The organism is Bacteroides stercorirosoris (assembly GCF_900142015.1).
Taxonomy (GTDB): Bacteria; Bacteroidota; Bacteroidia; order Bacteroidales; family Bacteroidaceae; genus Bacteroides; species Bacteroides stercorirosoris.
Genome location: NZ_FQZN01000011.1, coordinates 120,025 through 138,622, shown reverse-complemented (window position 1 = coordinate 138,622; position 18,598 = coordinate 120,025). Strand labels below are relative to the sequence as shown.

At 43.4% G+C, this 18,598-nt stretch carries 10 protein-coding genes; all 10 read left to right on the top strand.

The features are described from left to right. The first annotated feature begins 23 nt into the window (after positions 1-23). The gene (locus BUC01_RS10150; protein ID WP_073313625.1) at positions 24-2,723 is read left to right on the top strand and encodes a GH116 family glycosyl-hydrolase; all 2,700 of its coding nucleotides are present in this window, start codon (positions 24-26) and stop codon (positions 2,721-2,723) included. A 139-nt stretch (positions 2,724-2,862) separates the two neighbouring features. Further along, positions 2,863-6,006, top strand: coding sequence for a SusC/RagA family TonB-linked outer membrane protein (locus BUC01_RS10145; RefSeq protein WP_073313622.1), 3,144 nt, complete (start codon positions 2,863-2,865; stop codon positions 6,004-6,006). A 17-nt stretch (positions 6,007-6,023) separates the two neighbouring features. Further along, positions 6,024-7,955: a RagB/SusD family nutrient uptake outer membrane protein gene (locus BUC01_RS10140; protein WP_025832933.1), complete on the top strand. Its 1,932-nt coding sequence runs from the start codon at positions 6,024-6,026 to the stop codon at positions 7,953-7,955. Positions 7,956-7,975: 20 nt separating this feature from the next. Then, positions 7,976-8,722, top strand: coding sequence for a DUF3823 domain-containing protein (locus BUC01_RS10135; protein ID WP_025832931.1), 747 nt, complete (start codon positions 7,976-7,978; stop codon positions 8,720-8,722). A 158-nt stretch (positions 8,723-8,880) separates the two neighbouring features. After that, positions 8,881-10,683, top strand: coding sequence for a GxGYxYP domain-containing protein (locus BUC01_RS10130; protein ID WP_025832930.1), 1,803 nt, complete (start codon positions 8,881-8,883; stop codon positions 10,681-10,683). Positions 10,684-10,689: 6 nt separating this feature from the next. Next, on the top strand, positions 10,690-12,912 hold the full coding sequence (locus tag BUC01_RS10125; RefSeq protein ID WP_051568813.1) for a GH92 family glycosyl hydrolase: 2,223 nt from the start codon (positions 10,690-10,692) through the stop codon (positions 12,910-12,912). A gap of 167 nt (positions 12,913-13,079) precedes the next feature. Further along, on the top strand, positions 13,080-14,555 hold the full coding sequence (gene guaB, locus BUC01_RS10120; protein WP_073313619.1) for an IMP dehydrogenase: 1,476 nt from the start codon (positions 13,080-13,082) through the stop codon (positions 14,553-14,555). 209 nt (positions 14,556-14,764) lie between these two features. Continuing rightward, complete coding sequence (locus tag BUC01_RS10115) at positions 14,765-16,306, top strand: peptidylprolyl isomerase (protein WP_025832928.1); 1,542 nt, start codon at positions 14,765-14,767, stop codon at positions 16,304-16,306. Between the two features lie 57 nt (positions 16,307-16,363). After that, complete coding sequence (locus BUC01_RS10110; RefSeq protein ID WP_025832927.1) at positions 16,364-17,206, top strand: peptidylprolyl isomerase; 843 nt, start codon at positions 16,364-16,366, stop codon at positions 17,204-17,206. A 14-nt stretch (positions 17,207-17,220) separates the two neighbouring features. Next, the gene (locus BUC01_RS10105; protein WP_073313616.1) at positions 17,221-18,588 is read left to right on the top strand and encodes a peptidylprolyl isomerase; all 1,368 of its coding nucleotides are present in this window, start codon (positions 17,221-17,223) and stop codon (positions 18,586-18,588) included. Positions 18,589-18,598 lie beyond the last annotated feature (10 nt).

Here is an 18,598-nt window from a genome sequence, read left to right as displayed (position 1 = left end):
TATTAATCTTTAAAAACACACGTATGAATAAAAGAACCTTTGTCTCTTTGGCCTTTTGTCTTGCAGGAGCGTTTTCACTGTATGGACAAGAAGAAAATCAGAACAATTATGGTGTCGAAGAAGCTAATACCAAATTCACTCTTCAAAATGGAATATTAGGTGGAAAAACCAATTATGATTACCTCTCGTTAAAAGATCACGAAGATGTTAGTGGAGTTCCTTTAGGAGGTATTGGAGTAGGCAATGTCAATTTTGCTCCGAGTGGTAAATTCACAAGGATAGGAATCAATAATATCCACACGCCTATAAAACGGTCGGAATATTCTTTCTTCTCTTTATGGACGCGAAAAGGAAATGACAAGGAAGCTATTCGTCTGGTCAGGGATAATGCTACTTTGTATGGAATGAAAGGAGTGGAGCATACCCAATATAAAGGATTGTTTCCGACAGCAGAGTTAAGTTATGAGGGCAATGACCTGAAAGTCGCACCTGTGATCCGTGCTTATTCCGGATTGGTGCCGCACAATGTGAAAGATTCTTCTTTGCCTGTTGTGTGGTTTGAGGTTGATTTAATATCTCAGGAAGATATGGAAGTATCGTTGGCTTTCTCTTGGGAAGATTTTATCGGAATGTTTAAAGATCCGGAAAGCTTGGAAGGATTTGATAATGGACAATTACTGAGCGAAGGAAGGGCTAATCTGAATAATGGAGAAAACTGGCCGTTGCGTGAGAAAGCTAAAACGTATGTAGAACCTTATCAGTCAGAGAATCTGAAAGGTCTGATACAATATGCAGCGGATAGCCTGCAACCTCGTAAACTGACTTTCCAGAATTATGTGAATCAGGTTGTGATTGCTGTGGAAGGAGAAAAGAATATATCCTACCTTCCAACCTACCATGCAGATGATGATGCTTGGGAGCAATTCAGATTGAATGGAGAATTCACATCATCATTGGTAAAGAGTGTATTGACAGAGCAAGCGCAGTCTCCTGCCGCATCAGTATTGGCTGTTAAGACTCAATTGAAAGCCGGACGGAAAAAAACAATTCGTTTCATGTTGGCCTGGTATGCTCCGGAACTTCATATTGATGCAGCGATCGCTTCTATTGGCAGTTATTGGCCATGCGGAGCCGACTATAATAAGTATTACCATAACTATTTCAGCAATATGGAATCAATGCTGCGTTATGCCACATCTAACAGGGCAAGAATTGCCCGGCAGACTGCGGAATGGCAAAAACCAGTTCTTGATAGTTCTCTTCCTGATTGGTACAAATTTAAGTTGATCAATAGCGGGTACGTTATCTACACTAATATGGTACTTACCAAAGGGGGAGATGTGATGGTGAATGAAGGTGCCATGGGGGGATTTGCCGGAACAATGGACCAACGCTTGAGTTCACATCCTTTCTATCAGAAATTCTTTACTCAATTGGATCGTTCGGAGATGGATATCTTTGCGGACTCAATGGATCCGGAAGGATATATACTTCATTTCATCGGACACTATTATGTAGGTATGGGGACCGTAGGCGGACGTGTACCGACAGAAAAAGGCTGGATGCTGGATAACGCTTCGGGTTGGATCATACAACTTGTTAAGGATTATGAGCAGACAGGGGATATTGAATATCTGAAAGGCCATCTGACGGATATTAAGAGAGTGATGGCTTTCTTATATAGCCGGGCACCCAAAGGTAGCAGTATTCCTGTTGGCCCCACTACCTATGATGATTTTGTGCATCCTCCTTTATATTCTTATTATGCAGGAGTGTGGCTGACGACCTTGAAGGCTTATGAAGCAATAGGAAAGGCCGTAGGGGATGAAAGAATAGTAAAGCAGTCACAAGAAAGATTTACGGCATCGCAGAAAGAAGCTATCGCGAAGTTGTGGAATGGAAGATTCTTTGCCTATGGTTGTGAACCGGATGGCTCTAAAAGACTCGATAATGTGTTGTTTACAGGTCAGTTGGCCGGTCAGTTTCTGAGTCGCTATTGTGGATGGGGGGATGTTTATCCTATGGATATTGTGAAAGCATCCATTGTGTCCCAATGTAAAATTTCACTTTCCAAATCAACCGATTATTATGCAAACAAAGTGTGGGATATTAATCTGAATCGCGGTATTGATAATAAAGGTTCGCAGTGCTGGCCCTTTTACCTGGAAAGTTATACAGCTTTGGCCGGTATGCAGGCAGGATTTTATGAAGATGCCATGGATATCATGAAACATATTCAACTGGTGCATCTACGTAAAGGTTGGACATGGACACAGAACTTGTGGAATCCCAGTGATATTACTTATATGACGGCTCCGGTGACTTGGTTTTCTACAGATGTATTGGCAGGTGCCGGTATCAATATTCCCCGGAAAGAATTACGTCTGGCTCCTATTGTAACCGGTGATAAGGCAATTAATATTCCTCTATTCTATCCGAATTTCTGGGGAGTTGTAGTTGCTGATCCCCAAAAGAAATCTATCACTCTCAAGATAACGAAGAAGTATGGCAAGGAACGCATCAGCTTCAATAAAGTAATATCGGAACCTGCCGGTCTGTCTGCTTCAGAGAAGAGGGAAATAGAGATAAAAGAATTTGTGGTCGAAGAAGGTAAAACTTTGGATCTGAGCCAATATTGGGATCGTATTGTTGATAATCGTCTGGAAGCTCCGGTTCTTCCGGAAGCCAATAAACATGACTTTCGTTACGTAACCATAAATTAAGAATGTTAATCATTAAATAATATGCCTATGTCAAAAGAGAAAATAAAATGAGAATCCTTGATGCGTCCACTGAAAAAAGTAGAGACGTGATATTTAGAAATCTATTATGTAATTGTAAAGTTTAAAATCTTTTATTGATATGATAAAACACATGAATCATTTGGTACGTACCCTGTTAGGATGTATCATGTTGCTGTGTACCACGATGGTATATGCACAACATGCACAGTTTAAAGGGCAAGTGCTTGACCAGGAAGGTAATCCGCTGGTCGGTGCAACAATTGTAGTGAAAGGAGTCGATAACAAGAATGCCGTAGCGGATATGTCTGGCGAATTTGTACTGCAAAATCTTAAGAAGAACGCTATCCTTCAAGTATCCTATATTGGTTTCCAAACGCAGGATATTAAGGTAGGAAGTGAAAGTTCCGTCAGAATAGTACTTAAAGAAGACGAAGCTGTTCTGGGTGAAGTTGTGGTTGTGGGATATGGTACACAGAAGAAGCAAACGCTTACAGGGGCTATTTCCACTCTCAGCGGCGATAAGGTTCTGACGACCAAGAGTACCAGTGTTGCTCAAAGTCTGCAAGGAAAAATTGCCGGTGTACAAATCCGCCAGCAAGACGGACAGCCTGGCTCCTTTAGTTCTATGGTGCAGATTCGCGGCTTCGGTAGTCCATTGTATGTTATTGATGGAGTCGTTCGCGATAGTGGTGATGGTGGATCTGAATTCCAGCGCATGAACCCGGAAGACATTGAAAATATCTCTGTCCTTAAAGATGGTGCGGCAGCTATCTATGGTATGAATGCCGCCAATGGTGTGGTGATTATTACCACAAAGAAGGGAAGAAAAGGAAAAGCCCGTTTCAATTATAATGGTTCATTCACTGCTATTTTCCCGACTTCCATGCTGAAAGTCATGAATGCTGCACAATATGCGGAAATCTCCAACGAACTTTCTATGAATGCAGGTACGGGGCCTAACACTACGCCGGAAGAACTTGCCAAGTGGCAGGCTGGTGGTCCTGGTTACGAAAGTACAGACTGGCTGGATGCTGTATTCAAAAAAAGTGCGGGTAGCCAGCAACATACACTTTCTGTTGAAGGCGGTGGTGATAAAATGACGTATTATGCGAGTTTTGGGTATGCTCGTGATGGTGACTTGACCAAAGGGGGAGACTTTAACTACGAGAGGTATACCATGCGTAGTAATTTTACGGCGGACTTATCCAAATACCTCAAGGCTGAAGTTAATGTCTCCGGAAGGTATGATGTAACGAATGCGCCTATTCAGGGAGTGTTTGACCTGCTTTTCAAATCTACTCTGATGAGACCTACCTCCGGGGTATATGCTAATAATAATTCCGACTATTATAATGCCGCTTATCCTTTCCTGGATAACCCTGTGGCAGCGATGAACGGCGATCTAACCGGTCTGAATACAAGTCGGGGGCGGAGCCTGCAGTCATCTGCTACTTTGACTTATGATGTTCCCTGGGTAAAGGGATTGAAAGCAAAATTGATGGCTTCTTATGACGCCAGTGATAGCCGTACGTCACATGAACGAAAACTTTATCAACTATACAGTTATAATTCACAGAACAGTTCATATGATGTTTCGAAAACGATCAACGATCCGAGCAGCTTATATGTAAGTATGAATAATGGTAATAACCTTAATATTCAGGCGCAATTGTCATACAACACTACCATAGCACGGGATCATAATGTCTCTTTGATGGGTATGTATGAGATGAATCACGGTTGGAATGATAATGTTTCTGCCACACGCGAATATGATATATACTCTAAACCTATCCTGGACTTGGGATCACAAAGTAATATCCAAAACTCAGGTGGTTATGGAGAAACAGCCAACATTTCTTATCTGGGACGCTTGAATTATGACTATAAAGGTAAATACTTGCTGGAAGGGGCTTTCCGCTATAATGGTTCTTACCGTTATGCTCCGGGCAAACGCTGGGGATTCTTCCCGGTAGTGAGTGCCGGTTGGAGAATGTCGGAGGAATCCTTTATCAAGAACAATATACCTTTTGTCAGCAATCTGAAAGTGAGAGCCTCGTATGGAGAAACCGGTATTGATGCCGGTAATGAATTCCAGTTTATTGAAGGTTTTACTATGGGCTCAAAGGGATATGAGTTCGTCGATGGTACGCAAACTAATGGTGTTCAGACTCCGGCACTTATCAACAAGAATCTTACCTGGATTACGACACGTACATATGACCTCGGTGTAGATGTTACTTTATGGGATGGCTTGCTGGATTTTACGTTTGATGTATATCGCCGTGACAGAGACGGTCTCCTTGCCACAAGAGGCAGTCAGTTGACCAATACATTTGGTGCATCTCTGCCGGAGGAAAATCTGAATGCCGACCGTACGGAAGGTATTGAGTTTACTTTGGGACATAGAAATAAGATTGGTGAAGTTTCATACGGCATACAGGGAAACTTCAATTTTGCCCGTAGCAAGATGATACGTCAGATACATGGTGACTATGAAAGCAGTTGGGACGTCTGGAGAGCTGCAACAGAAGGGCGTTGGAGTGGCATCGGTTGGGGATATACCACGGCTGGACAGTTCCAGAATTACGACCAGATTTATAATGCACCTATACAAAGCGGTGACAGAGGTAACACTATGATTCTGCCGGGTGATTATTATCTGGAAGATGTAAATGGCGACGGCTATATTGATGGTAATGACTTGAAACCGAAATATTATGGTCTGAATATGCCAGCTCTGAACTATGGAATCACATTGACAGCCGAATGGAAGTGGTTTGACTTTATGGCTTTGTTTCAGGGTGCTGCATGTTATTCAATCCAGATACCTGATAACTTACGCAATTATGCTCCCTGGGAAGGCAACTCATCCGCTTATTTGTATGACAGATGGCACAGAGAGGATCCCTTCGATGCCAATAGTAACTGGATTCCTGGAAAGTATCCGGCTGCCCGTGTGGCCAATTACAATCCGATGGGTAACAATGCACAGGAAACAGACCGTAATACGGTGGATGGTAGCTATCTCCGTCTGAAAAGTATTGAAGTGGGTTATACATTGCCGCAACGTTGGGTTAACTATGTAGGTTTACAGCATTTGCGTGTTTATGTCAATGCATATAACATCTTCACATTCTGTGACTCTTATCTGAAGAAGGATTTGAAACTGGATCCGGAGAAAACAGCCGGACAAGATAATCGTATGATGAACTATCCTTTATCTTCTTCAATCAACTTCGGTGTAAATGTTAGCTTCTAATATAAAATACGTTTGATATGAAAAATATAAATTATTATCTGATAATCGGTCTATCGGTTGTATTTACAGCATGTGCAGACTTGCTGGACATTGAACCTAACAACAAGATAACTCCTAATGAACTGTTTAACAATCCTAACGGAGCAAAGGCTTTTATGGCAACTATTTACCGGGATTTGCCCATTGAAGACTATATGTTCATGCCGGGCACCACAGGAGAAGGAGGCTTTAATAATCCGACAGGAAATATAGGTCTGTTGTGGTATGCTAATATTTGTGAGGAGGCTGTTCAAAGCCAGTGGGGTGAGCAGTCACCGGGTTACGTTATCCGGGCCGATTATTTCAATCATGGCTATGAAACGCTTCGTAACATCAATTTGCTGAAAAGCATTATTCCTACGCTGGATATCCGCGATAGTGAAAAAGCTGAATTGGAGGGTGAGGCTGCCTTTATGACTGCCTATGTATATTTCTATCTGGCAGAAAAATTCGGTGGAGTTCCTTTGATTAAGGAATTACAGGAATATGATCCTGCCAATCCGGGTGCTCTGGTTGTTCCACGCAGTACGGAATATGACACTTGGGATTACGTCATGCAGCAATGTGACCTTGCAGCAGCACAACTTCCGACAGAACGTTCGGACAGACGGGCTACTAAATGGGCAGCATTGGCATTGAAGTCACGCGCCGCCTTATATGCTGCATCCATAGCAAAATTCGGTGAACTGGCTCCAATGGAAGGAGAAGCTGTCACTAAAGGATTGGCAGGAATGAAGCCAGATGATGCGGCTTACTTTTACCAGCACTGTATAGATGCCTCCCTGGCTATTATGACAGAATCGAACCATCAACTGTATAAGCCCAATCCTGCTACTCCTAAGGAAGCGGAAGAAAACTATCGTAGTATTTTTATCAACCCGAACCAAACAGATGGAGAAGCTATCTTTATTAAAGGTATTGTAAAAGAAGGATCTGGATTTGCCAGTAGTTTGAATTATTTTATCGAACCTTACCAGACACAAGGACAAGGCAAGATGTCTCCTGCTCTTAATTTGGTGGATGCTTATGAAGATTATACGGATCTCCCGGGTATCCGTTCAGATGCAAAGGTTAAGACGCGCATTAATGATAATTATTCTAATGCCGGTTTTGATAACGGCTATAATGACTATATCAAAGTAAGTCAGGAGACTCCTTATGATTTGTTTAACGGAGTGGCTTATGGCGATGCGAAGAAGGCGAAGGATGCGCGTTTGTGGGCTTCTATCATTCTTCCCGGTACAGAATGGAAAGGAACTAAAATTGTGATGCAGGGTGGTGTGATTCAATCCGATGGGACCGAATTGTATCGTGTTCCGACCACAGTGACCGGGAAGGATGGTAAAACATATTATTCTCTGGGGGGTGAAAAACATCAGGTATCCGGTTTCTGGCCGGGCGATGGAACTCATTCCATGTCGGGTTTCCTTATGAGAAAGATGATCAGTGAAAGTATGCCAGCGCAATATCATAAGACGACATTGGATTACATAGCATTTCGTTATGCAGAAGTTCTATTAAACTATGCAGAGGCTGTGTGCGAAAGTGGATTGGGTGATAGAACGTTGGCAGCAAAAGCTTTGAATGATATTCGTAAGCGGGCTGCCCACACTAACGAAATCGAACTGACAAGGGAAAATGTGCGAAACGAACGCTTCGTGGAGCTTGCCTTTGAGAATATCCGTATTTGGGATTTGCGCCGTTGGAGAGTGTTGCATACGTTGATGAATAACTTCTCTCATGATATTTTGGTTCCGATGTTGGATTTGCGCGATGAAAATCCTTCCTTGATTTTTGTACGCAAAACCACTATGGGAGCAAGCTTGAATGGTCCTAACACTTATTCTATCTCTGAATATTATGAAGATGTACCACGTAACGCTATTAACCAGATGATTCAGAATCCTTAACTTTTTAATTAGTACAGAATATGAGAAAGATAAAATATTTAATAGCCGGAATCAGTGCAGCATGTATAATGGTAAGTTGTGAACTGGATAATTTTGATGGGCCGGATGCACAGGTGTATGGTGCGGTTATCGATGCGGAAACGGATGAACTGATTCAGCAAGAGATTGGTACAAGCGGTGATGCAGCTTCTGTGCAAGTCATAGAGTATGGTTACGCCATTCGCAAGGTACAGCAATGGAAACTCATGTTGAATGGAGAATATAGAAATAATCTGGTCTTCTCCGGCACCTATGATGTTATTATGAATAATGGAAACTTTGTGAAGCTGGATACTATCAAAGGTTATCAGTTTCATAAAGGGGAGAATAAACTCGATTTCAGGGTGATTCCCAATATCCGTATCAAAGAGGCATCTGTGAAGAAAGGGGATAATGCTATTACAGCCACTTTCAAATTACAATACGGGCATAGTACAGGCAAGGTAGAAAAGATCGCTTTATTCGCCCAGTCGGACAAGAACCCGTCCAACTCTTTCAACTTGGCGCATGTAGAGACTAATATTGAAGGAGATGATGTCAACTTTGAGAATAATAGCCTGAATGCAACTAAGGTTTTTACGTTGACTCTGAATTTGAGTTCTGACGAAGGTAAGAAGCTGAAGGCCGGGCAGAAGTACTTCTTCCGTATTGGTGCTTTGCCTAAAAACTTAGGTGAAGGTATACAGGCTAAGTATAACTATTCTTCGGTTTTCGAAGTACAGTTATAGTCAGTATACAGGATGATGGTTTTCAATAGGATTTTTTGAAGTGTCTTCTCTCTCCCTTGTAGAGGGAGAAGACCTTTTTTTCTTTACTTGATTTCTATACCGTTACCGTCCGCTTGTGCCGGATGGCTACCGGAATTGAAGTCTTATCAATTTGAAATATGAAGTTTATTATGTGTATCTTGATGCTTTTCTGTGGATTGAAAGCAGTGAGTGGTGTACCTTTTTCCTTTCTTGGAAATATGGAAATGGTTGGGATTGTTTCGGATAAAGCGAAATACTACATGCCCGAAATGAAAAATAAACCGAAGATATATTGGTCTTGCACGGGAGTAATTGCAGTAGAGAACCGTAACAGCATTGACGAAACAGAAAGAACATGTGGTTTACAATATCATTTATTATGTCAGTCACTTGCAGGGCTTACTAATCGTGCAGTGGAAAAAGGAAAGAGTGAAGTGGCAGTCTGGCTGTACGACCACGGTGGTAAGCCTTCTTATAGTCTATCCTGTGCTGCATTGAGGGATATGGGAATCCGTGAACAAGGAATGCAGGATGGCGTTGAATTGGCTTGCGGTAACTATACTTCGGCAGATGGCATACAGGTCCAATTGAAAGGATTGTTTGATGGATATGTGCTGACCGATGTGAAGAACAATCCGGAAAGTGGGGTGGTGGCATCTGTCGCTTCTCATGTTTATAATTCTATTATAGTAGATGTTCGCGATAAGGAATATTATGAAAAAGCGGGGTATGTGATGAAATATGATGCTACCCGTAAAACAACGACTGATGCTTGGTATGAATTCAAGGACAGATGTAGCAAAGACGCATTGGTGATTATGCCTGTACAAACAGGAGAGTTACGTGAATTTGCTATCAAAAATAATCTGTTTGTGCTGAACTTGAATAAAAGGCAGGAGGATGCCGGGAGCGGACAGAATATAGAACTATTGGAGGAAGTACTCGCCTGGTTAAAACCCAATGCTCCGGTATACGGTTGGGAACAAGGGGTAAGCGAAGATGAGTTTGTGGCTCGTGTATCCAGAAGCGGGCATCCGATGATTCCTTGTGACTGGAGCTATAACCATTCGCTTATGTCCTTACTCTACAATGAAGACCGGTTGCCGGTACAAACTAAAGCTTTTGATCCGCGAACCATTGACTTCAATAAAAAGACAAACTATGTATCTTTCTTCCTTTCTGATGGAGACAATGTCCAATGGATGATGCAGGACTTTGCTTCCCGCTATTATGATGTTCCGGAGGCTGCTGATGTGAAGATGACTTATGGACTGCCGATCTCTACTTTAGCGATGATGGCGCCTGTCCAGCTCGACAACCTGATCGAATTACAACAACCTGATTGCTCGCTTATGGAAATGCTCGGAGGGGGCTATTATTATGTGGATACATATAGCCAGAACCATAATCGGAAAGCTAATCTGAAAGTTGCGGCGAAGCGTCTGGCTGCTTATATGAGGCAGTATCAGGTTAAATTGTTGGGAGTGATGGCTATGGACGTGAAATCAACAGCGGCTAAAGAGGCCTATCAGGCCTATGTAGATGCCAATGATCAGTTGGAGGGCATCATTGCCCTGCAATATTCGCCATATGCAGGAGGTGAGGGAGAAATCTTTTGGATGACGAATAAGAAAGGATATGACATACCGGTCATTACCGTAAAATATTCCCTTTGGGACAGACTCCACGAACGTGAAGGGGCTCCTGCATTTATAGCTTCAGAATTGAAAAATAAGGCGCAGGAAGAAAGTTTTTCGGTAATATGTGTTCATGCATGGAGTCATTTTGAGGATAATGCTTATGGAGCGACGGCGGCTAAACAGTGTGCCGGATATTTGGACGATCGCTTTGAAGTGGTCAACATGCAGGAGTTGGTGTGGCGTCTACGCATGAGTCAACGTCCTGAACAAACCCGAGATTATTTAAATAAAACCCATTAAATTCTTATGAAAAGATTGATATACTATTTTTGCTTTTGTTTTCTATTCGCTTCGTGCGGACAGAAGTCTCAGATATCTTTGACATCCCTGGTGAATCCACTGATGGGTACGGAGTCAACATTTGAGTTCTCGCATGGAAATACGTATCCAGCGGTGGCTGTTCCTTGGGGGATGAACTTCTGGAGTCCTCAAACAGGGGAAAACGGTAGTGGCTGGATGTATATGTACACTGACAGCCTGATTAGGGGATTTCGTCAGACTCACCAACCCAGTCCGTGGATTAATGATTACGGTACGTTCGCTATCATGCCCGTATGGGGTGAATTGGTTATGGATAACAAAAAACGTGGTATGCGTTTTTCGCATGAAAATGAAAAGGCAGGACCGGATTGCTACCAAGTTAAATTTGATAATGGTGTCAGTACAGCTCTATCCGCCACTTCACGCGGAGCTGTTTTTGAAGTGACTTATCCATCGGAAAACGAGCAGTATATTGTAGTTGATGCTTATCAGCATGGGGGTAGTGTAGCTTTGGATAAGGAAAAGAATTGTATCTATGGTACTACACGTTACAATAACGGAGGAGTTCCTGGGAATTTTGCCAATTACTTTATTGTAGAGTTTGATAAACCTATTGTCGGGTTTGGAACGGATGAGAACGCTTGTGGATATGCCGGATTTAAATTACAGGCAGGTGAGAAGCTGACCATTCGCATTGCTTCCTCTTTTATCAGCCATGAACAGGCGCGCCTGAACTTCAACAATGAAGTGAATGGACGCTCATTGGCAGAAGTATCGGCCGCGGCTGCCAAAGTTTGGAATGAGCAATTGGGGCGTATTAAAGTGGAAGGTGGAACGAATGAACAACAGAAAACCTTCTATTCCTGTTTGTATCGTACCCTTTTGTTCCCGCGTGAATTTTATGAATTCGATTCGGAAGGTGAAGCTATTTATTACAGTCCCTATGACGGACAGATACATGCTGGATATATGTATACTGATAATGGTTTTTGGGATACTTTCCGTGCCGTACATCCACTGTTCACTCTGTTATATCCGGAAGTGAGCGGGCGAATCATGCAGTCCATAGTGAATGCCTATGACGAGAGTGGTTTTATGCCCGAATGGGCAAGTCCCGGACATCGGGGATGCATGATAGGAAATAATTCCATCTCCCTGCTTACGGATGCTTGGATGAAGGGAATACGGACATTTGATAAGGATAAAGCATTGGAAGCTATGTTGCATCAGACGCAGGCGCGTGGTGAGATAGCATCAGTAGGGCGAGATGGATACGCGGAATATGATAGACTGGGATACGTACCCTATCCCGAAGTGCCGGAAGCAACAGCGAAAACGTTGGAATATGCTTATGCCGACTGGTGCCTGGCGCGCTTTGCAGAGGAAACCGGGAATGTGGAAGTGGCTGAAACTTATTACAGGAAAGCACAGAATTATTGTAATCTGTTCTATCCGGAAAAGGGATTTATGTGGGCAAAAGATACTAATGGCAAGTGGCGTGATAATTTTGACGCAACTGAATGGGGAGGACCTTTTACTGAAGGGTGTTCCTGGCACTGGACTTGGAGTGTGTTTCATGATCCCGAAGGATTGTCTGACTTGCTGGGAGGGCATGAACAAATGGCACAGCGCCTTGATTCCATGTTTATTGCACCCAATACCTTTAATTATGGTACCTATGGCTTTGTTATTCATGAAATGGCAGAGATGGTGGCATTGAATATGGGACAATATGCCCACGGTAATCAACCTGTGCAGCATGCCATTTATTTGTATGATTATATAGGCCAACCGTGGAAGACTCAGTACCATACCCGTAATGTGATGAATAAGTTATATAACTCTGGTCCGAAAGGATATTGTGGTGATGAAGATAACGGGCAGACTTCAGCATGGTATGTATTCACGGCATTAGGATTTTACCCTGTATGCCCCGGCACTTCTGAATATGCATTAAGTAGTCCGTTATTCAATAAGGTAACTCTTTCATTACCAAATGGCAAAACATTCGTAATCCGTGCAGATAATCCGTCAGGAAATAATTTCTATATTCGTTCGGTCACTCTTAATGGGAAAGAATTTTCCCGTAATTACTTGAAGCATGAGGAATTGTTGCAAGGTGGTGAGTTCAGTCTGATAATGGATCATTTGCCTTGCAAGAGTAGGGGGATAAATCCGATAGATGCACCATACTCTTATAGTAAATAGGAGAAAAGTGTATTTCGAATAGACTCTGTTTAGGGGAGAAAAAAGAGTTTTTTGGGGGATACGGTTTAAAAAAAGTGAACCAATATAAGCTTTTTATGCATATCATGGTGTGGATAAACGAGAAAAGCTGTATATTTGCACGCAATAAATTTTAAACGCATAGCCCTATGTCATTTATTGCTGATAAGATTGTAATGGATGGATTAACTTATGACGACGTTTTGTTAATCCCCGCTTACTCTGAGGTACTCCCTAAAACAGTCGAACTCTCGACAAAGTTTTCAAGAAACATTGAGTTGAAAATTCCGTTCGTAACGGCCGCTATGGACACGGTTACTGAAGCGAAGATGGCAATTGCCATTGCACGTGAAGGTGGTATCGGTGTTATTCATAAGAATATGTCCATCGAAGAACAGGCACGTCAGGTTGCCATTGTGAAACGTGCTGAAAATGGTATGATTTATGATCCTGTAACCATTAAGAGAGGTTCTACCGTGGGAGATGCACTGGCATTGATGGCAGAATACAGAATTGGTGGTATTCCGGTAGTGGACGATGAGAAATATTTGGTAGGAATTGTTACTAACCGCGACCTTCGTTTCGTTAGAGATATGAGCAAGCATATCGACGAAGTGATGACAAAAGAAAATATTATCACTACAAATCCGACTACGGACATGGAAGCTGTTTCTCAAATCTTGCAGGAGCATAGAATTGAGAAATTGCCGGTTGTGGATAAAGACGGTAAACTCGTTGGTCTGATTACCTATAAGGATATCACGAAAGCCAAAGACAAACCGATGGCTTGCAAGGATTCTAAAGGTCGTCTGCGTGTAGCTGCCGGAGTGGGTGTTACGGCTGATACCCTCGACCGTATGCAGGCTTTGGTAGATGCGGGAGCGGATGCTATCGTAATTGATACAGCTCACGGACACTCTATCTATGTAATAGAAAAGCTGAAAGAAGCCAAGAAACGTTTCCCGAATATTGATATCGTAGTAGGTAACATCGCTACCGGAGATGCTGCGAAGATGTTGGTAGAGGCTGGTGCTGACGGAGTGAAAGTAGGTATCGGCCCGGGTTCTATCTGTACTACCCGCGTTGTGGCAGGTGTAGGTGTTCCCCAGTTGTCTGCTGTGTATGATGTAGCTAAGGCGCTGAAGGGTACAGGTGTTCCTTTGATTGCAGATGGCGGTTTGCGTTACTCGGGTGATGTGGTGAAGGCTTTGGCTGCCGGAGGATATAGCGTGATGATCGGTTCGCTGGTTGCCGGAACGGAAGAGTCGCCGGGCGATACGATTATTTTCAACGGACGTAAGTTTAAGTCATATCGTGGTATGGGCTCGCTGGAAGCTATGGAGAATGGTTCGAAAGACCGTTATTTCCAGAGTGGAACAAATGACGTGAAGAAACTCGTTCCGGAAGGTATTGCGGCACGCGTACCTTATAAGGGCACTTTATACGAGGTTATCTTCCAGTTGGTAGGCGGTCTGCGTGCCGGTATGGGATATTGCGGTGCAGGCAATATCGAACAACTGCACGATGCTAAGTTTACCCGTATCACCAATGCAGGTGTGTTGGAAAGTCATCCGCATGATGTGGCAATCACAAGCGAGGCTCCGAATTACAGTCGTCCGGAATAAGAATAGAGGCAATTAATATAAGGAATGAGGGTGTGTAAAAAACATCCTCATTTCTTTTTTCAAAACACACCATCTGTTTGGGGCAAACGCATCATCTGTTTGAGTGTAACACATGATGTGTTGTTATGATATGCATCATCTATTTTACGTTGAGGCAATATAAGAGATTATTTTCCGTTATTACAGTGTTCTTTTCTAAGATGATAGTTATGATAAGAAGTGGATTGACAATAATTCTCCTTTGTATTGGGTGGGTGTCCTTTGCCCAGCAAGACCCTGTGTTGATGCGTATTAACGGGAAAGATGTGCTCCGCTCCGAATTTGAGTACATATATAATAAGAATAATGCCCTTGCCGGTGTGGAACAAAAGACGTTGAAAGAATACGTTGATTTGTTTGTGAACTTTAAGTTGAAAGTTGCCGCTGCCGAGGTTGCGGGTATTGATACGACGCGTGCTTTCCGTGAAGAGCTGGAAGGATACCGTCGCCAGTTGGCGAAATCCTATCTGACGGATGAAAACGTATCGGAACTTGCTGCCAGGCAGGTGTATGATAAAATGAAAGCCAATCATCGTGCGGGACAGGTGCGGGTAAGCCATATATTTAAGTATCTTCCCCAGACGGTGACCGCTCATGCGCTTCGGAGTGCAGAGGCTCGGATGGATTCTATCTATGCGGCATTACAAAAGGGGCAGGCCGACTTTGATGCCTGTGTCCGTGATTTTTCTGATGAAAAGAAATCTTTTTGGGTGAGTTGGTTGCAAATGCCTGCCGAGTTTGAAGACATTGTTTTCGGTTTACAGGCAGGAGAGATGTCCCGTCCTTTCTTTACACCGCAAGGTATTCATATTGTCAAAGTGCTTGAGCGAAAAGAAATTCGTCCTTTCGATGAGATTAAGAACGAAATAATCCGTCGCCAGACACGTCGTCATGGGATGGACAAGGGGACGGAGGCATTGGTGGAGAAGTTGAAGAAAGAATATAAATATACGCCCGATAAGGCGGGAATGGACGAATTGCTTTTAAAGGGAAGTACGGATAAAAGACTGTTTGTGCTTGACGGCAGAGAGTATACCGGAAAAATGTTTGCTCCTTTCGCTGCCGCCCATCCCCAGGGAGTGCAACGCCAACTGGATGGATTTGTGATGAAAGCCGTACTTGATTATGAATACGGTCGGCTGGAACAGAAGTTTCCGGAGTTTCGTATGCTGATGCAAGAGTATCGGGACGGCATGCTGTTGTTTGAAATCAGTAACCGGGAAATCTGGGAACGCGTTCCTTCGGACGAAGCGGGATTGGCTGCATATTTTGCCGAGCACCGTTCGGATTATCATTGGAAAACACCTCGTTATAAAGGAATAGTATTGCATACCACCACTAAGCGTATCGGAAAACAAGTTCGTAAATTCCTGAAATCCTTACCGGAAGAAGAATGGCAGAATGCCATCCGGTTGACATTCAATGCAAAGACCCGGCAGGTGCAGGCTGAACAAGGCTTGTTTGCTCTTGGAGATAACGCCTATGTGGATGCGGAAATCTTCAAAAAAGGTGAAACGGAGCCTGTGGAGTCATTTCCTTTTACTACTTTCCTGGGTGAAAAAGTGAAAGGACCGCAGACTTACCGGGAAGTGCGTGGACTGCTGTCAGGAGACTATCAGAACTATCTGGAAGAGCGTTGGATAGCGCAATTGCGGGCGGCTTCTAAGGTTGAAATAAACCAAGAGGTTTTAAAAACCGTTAATAATCACTGATGCAACCAATTAATCCCTTATCTTCGTAGCCTGAAATAAGTAAATATCATATCGGTGATGCGAATATTTTTCCTGGGAATCCTATCCATCCTTTTCTGTGCGGCCTGTAGCGAGCAACACAATCATAAAGGCAAAACACCGCTGGTGGAACTGGACGGCAATTTCCTTTACCGGGAAGATTTGCAATCTGCGCTTCCGGCAAGACTGTCGAAGGATGACAGCTTATTATTTGCAGAACATTATATCCGCAATTGGGTGGAAGATATTCTGCTCTACGAGAAAGCTCAAAGCAATATTCCCGATAACGGGGAGATAGAGAAGCTTGTGGAGAATTATCGGAAAGCATTGATAATGCATACTTATCAGCAGGCACTGATTCACCAGAGGCTCTCGAATGAGATTTCGGAACAGGAGTTGACGGAGTATTACGAAAAGAACAAAGAGCTTTTCAAACTGGAGCGCCCCCTTGTGCAAGGACTGTTCATGAAAGTCCCCCTCACTGCACCAGAACTAAACAATGTACGTCGTTGGTATAAGACTCCTACGCAGGATGCAGTGGAGCATTTGGAGAAGTATAGTTTGCAGAATGCTGTGAAGTATGAGTACTTCTATGACAAATGGGTACCAATGGCCGATGTGCTCGATCTGATACCGCTGAAAGTGCCGGAGGTGGAAAGCTATGTGAATGAGAACCGTCATATCGAACTGAAAGATACGGCGTTTTATTATTTCCTGAATGTGAGTGAATATCGCTCGGTGGGTGAACAGGAACCGTATGAGTTCGCCCGTCCTAAAGTGAAAGATATGGTGCTGAACCTGAAACAAGTAGAATTTATGAAAGCTGTGAAAGACGACTTGTATCAGCAGGCAGTGAAAAGAGATAAGATTAAATATAATTAGTTTAGATACACAGAATGAGAAATTTTATGAACTTTAAGTTTGTAGTTTTATGTGCCTTGGCGCTGTTGACCGGTTCTGCCGTTTACGGACAAGACAATGTGATTGACGAGGTTGTTTGGGTAGTGGGCGATGAGGCTATATTGAAGTCTGAAGTAGAAGAAGCACGAATGAGTGCCCAGTACGAAGGACGTAAATTCGACGGCGATCCTTACTGCGTGATTCCGGAAGAAATAGCCGTGCAGAAACTGTATCTGCATCAGGCTGCCCTCGATAGTATTGAGGTTGCTGAAAGCGAAGTGATTCAGCGTGTGGACTATATGACGAATATGTATATCGCCAATATCGGTTCGCGCGAGAAGATGGAGGAATACTTCAATAAGACATCCAGCCAGATACGTGAGACTCTGCGTGACAATGCTCGTGAGGGCTTGAAAGTGCAGAAGATGCAGCAGAAGCTGGTAGGGGAGATTAAGATTACCCCGGCAGAAGTGCGTCGCTACTTTAAAGACCTGCCGCAGGATAGCATCCCTTACATCCCTACCCAGGTAGAGGTGCAGATTATCACGCAGCAGCCGAAGATTCCTTTGGATGAAATCGAAGACGTAAAAAGACGTTTGCGCGAATATACGGACCGTGTTAACAATGGAGAGAGTTTCTCTATGTTGGCGCGCCTGTACTCTGACGACCGTGGTACGGCTATCAACGGTGGTGAAATGCCATTTACCGGACGTGGTTATCTGGACCCCGCATTTGCTAACGTAGCTTTCAACTTACAGGATCCGAATAAGGTTTCCAAGATTGTGGAGTCTGAGTATGGTTTTCACATTATCCAGTTGATGGAGAAACGCGGCGACCGTATCAAAGTACGCCATATCTTACTGAAGCCGCACGTGCCGGAAGAAGCATTGATGGCAGGTACCGCCCGTCTGGACTCTATCGCTGACGATATCCGTAACGGCAAGTTTACTTTTGAAGAAGCTGCTTCCGTGCTCTCACAAGATAAGGATACACGTAACAATCACGGTTTGCTGCCTAACCCTCAAACCAACACTTCCAAGTTTGAGATGCAGGAACTTCCGCCTGAGATTGCCAAGGTGGTGGACAAGATGAAAGTGGGAGAAATCTCCGAGGCGTTCACCATGATACCACAGAAGACCGGTAAAGAGGAATGTGTGATTGTGAAGTTGAAAAGCCGTATCAACGGACATAAGGCGACGATTTCTGAAGACTATCAGAACCTGAAAGAAATAGTGTTGGACAAACGCCGCGACGAAGTGCTGGACAAGTGGATTCGTGAGAAGCAGAAACATACGTACGTGCGTATCAACGATAACTGGAAAAACTGTGCATTTAAGTATCCGGGTTGGATTAAAAAAGACTGATTCCGGCTGA

Coding starts and splice junctions, on each gene's coding strand:
- BUC01_RS10150 (WP_073313625.1), top strand. CDS start 24: ATGAATAAAAGAACCTTTGTCTCTTTGGCCTTTTGTCTTGCAGGAGCG.
- BUC01_RS10145 (WP_073313622.1), top strand. CDS start 2,863: ATGATAAAACACATGAATCATTTGGTACGTACCCTGTTAGGATGTATC.
- BUC01_RS10140 (WP_025832933.1), top strand. CDS start 6,024: ATGAAAAATATAAATTATTATCTGATAATCGGTCTATCGGTTGTATTT.
- BUC01_RS10135 (WP_025832931.1), top strand. CDS start 7,976: ATGAGAAAGATAAAATATTTAATAGCCGGAATCAGTGCAGCATGTATA.
- BUC01_RS10130 (WP_025832930.1), top strand. CDS start 8,881: ATGAAGTTTATTATGTGTATCTTGATGCTTTTCTGTGGATTGAAAGCA.
- BUC01_RS10125 (WP_051568813.1), top strand. CDS start 10,690: ATGAAAAGATTGATATACTATTTTTGCTTTTGTTTTCTATTCGCTTCG.
- guaB (WP_073313619.1), top strand. CDS start 13,080: ATGTCATTTATTGCTGATAAGATTGTAATGGATGGATTAACTTATGAC.
- BUC01_RS10115 (WP_025832928.1), top strand. CDS start 14,765: ATGATAAGAAGTGGATTGACAATAATTCTCCTTTGTATTGGGTGGGTG.
- BUC01_RS10110 (WP_025832927.1), top strand. CDS start 16,364: ATGCGAATATTTTTCCTGGGAATCCTATCCATCCTTTTCTGTGCGGCC.
- BUC01_RS10105 (WP_073313616.1), top strand. CDS start 17,221: ATGAGAAATTTTATGAACTTTAAGTTTGTAGTTTTATGTGCCTTGGCG.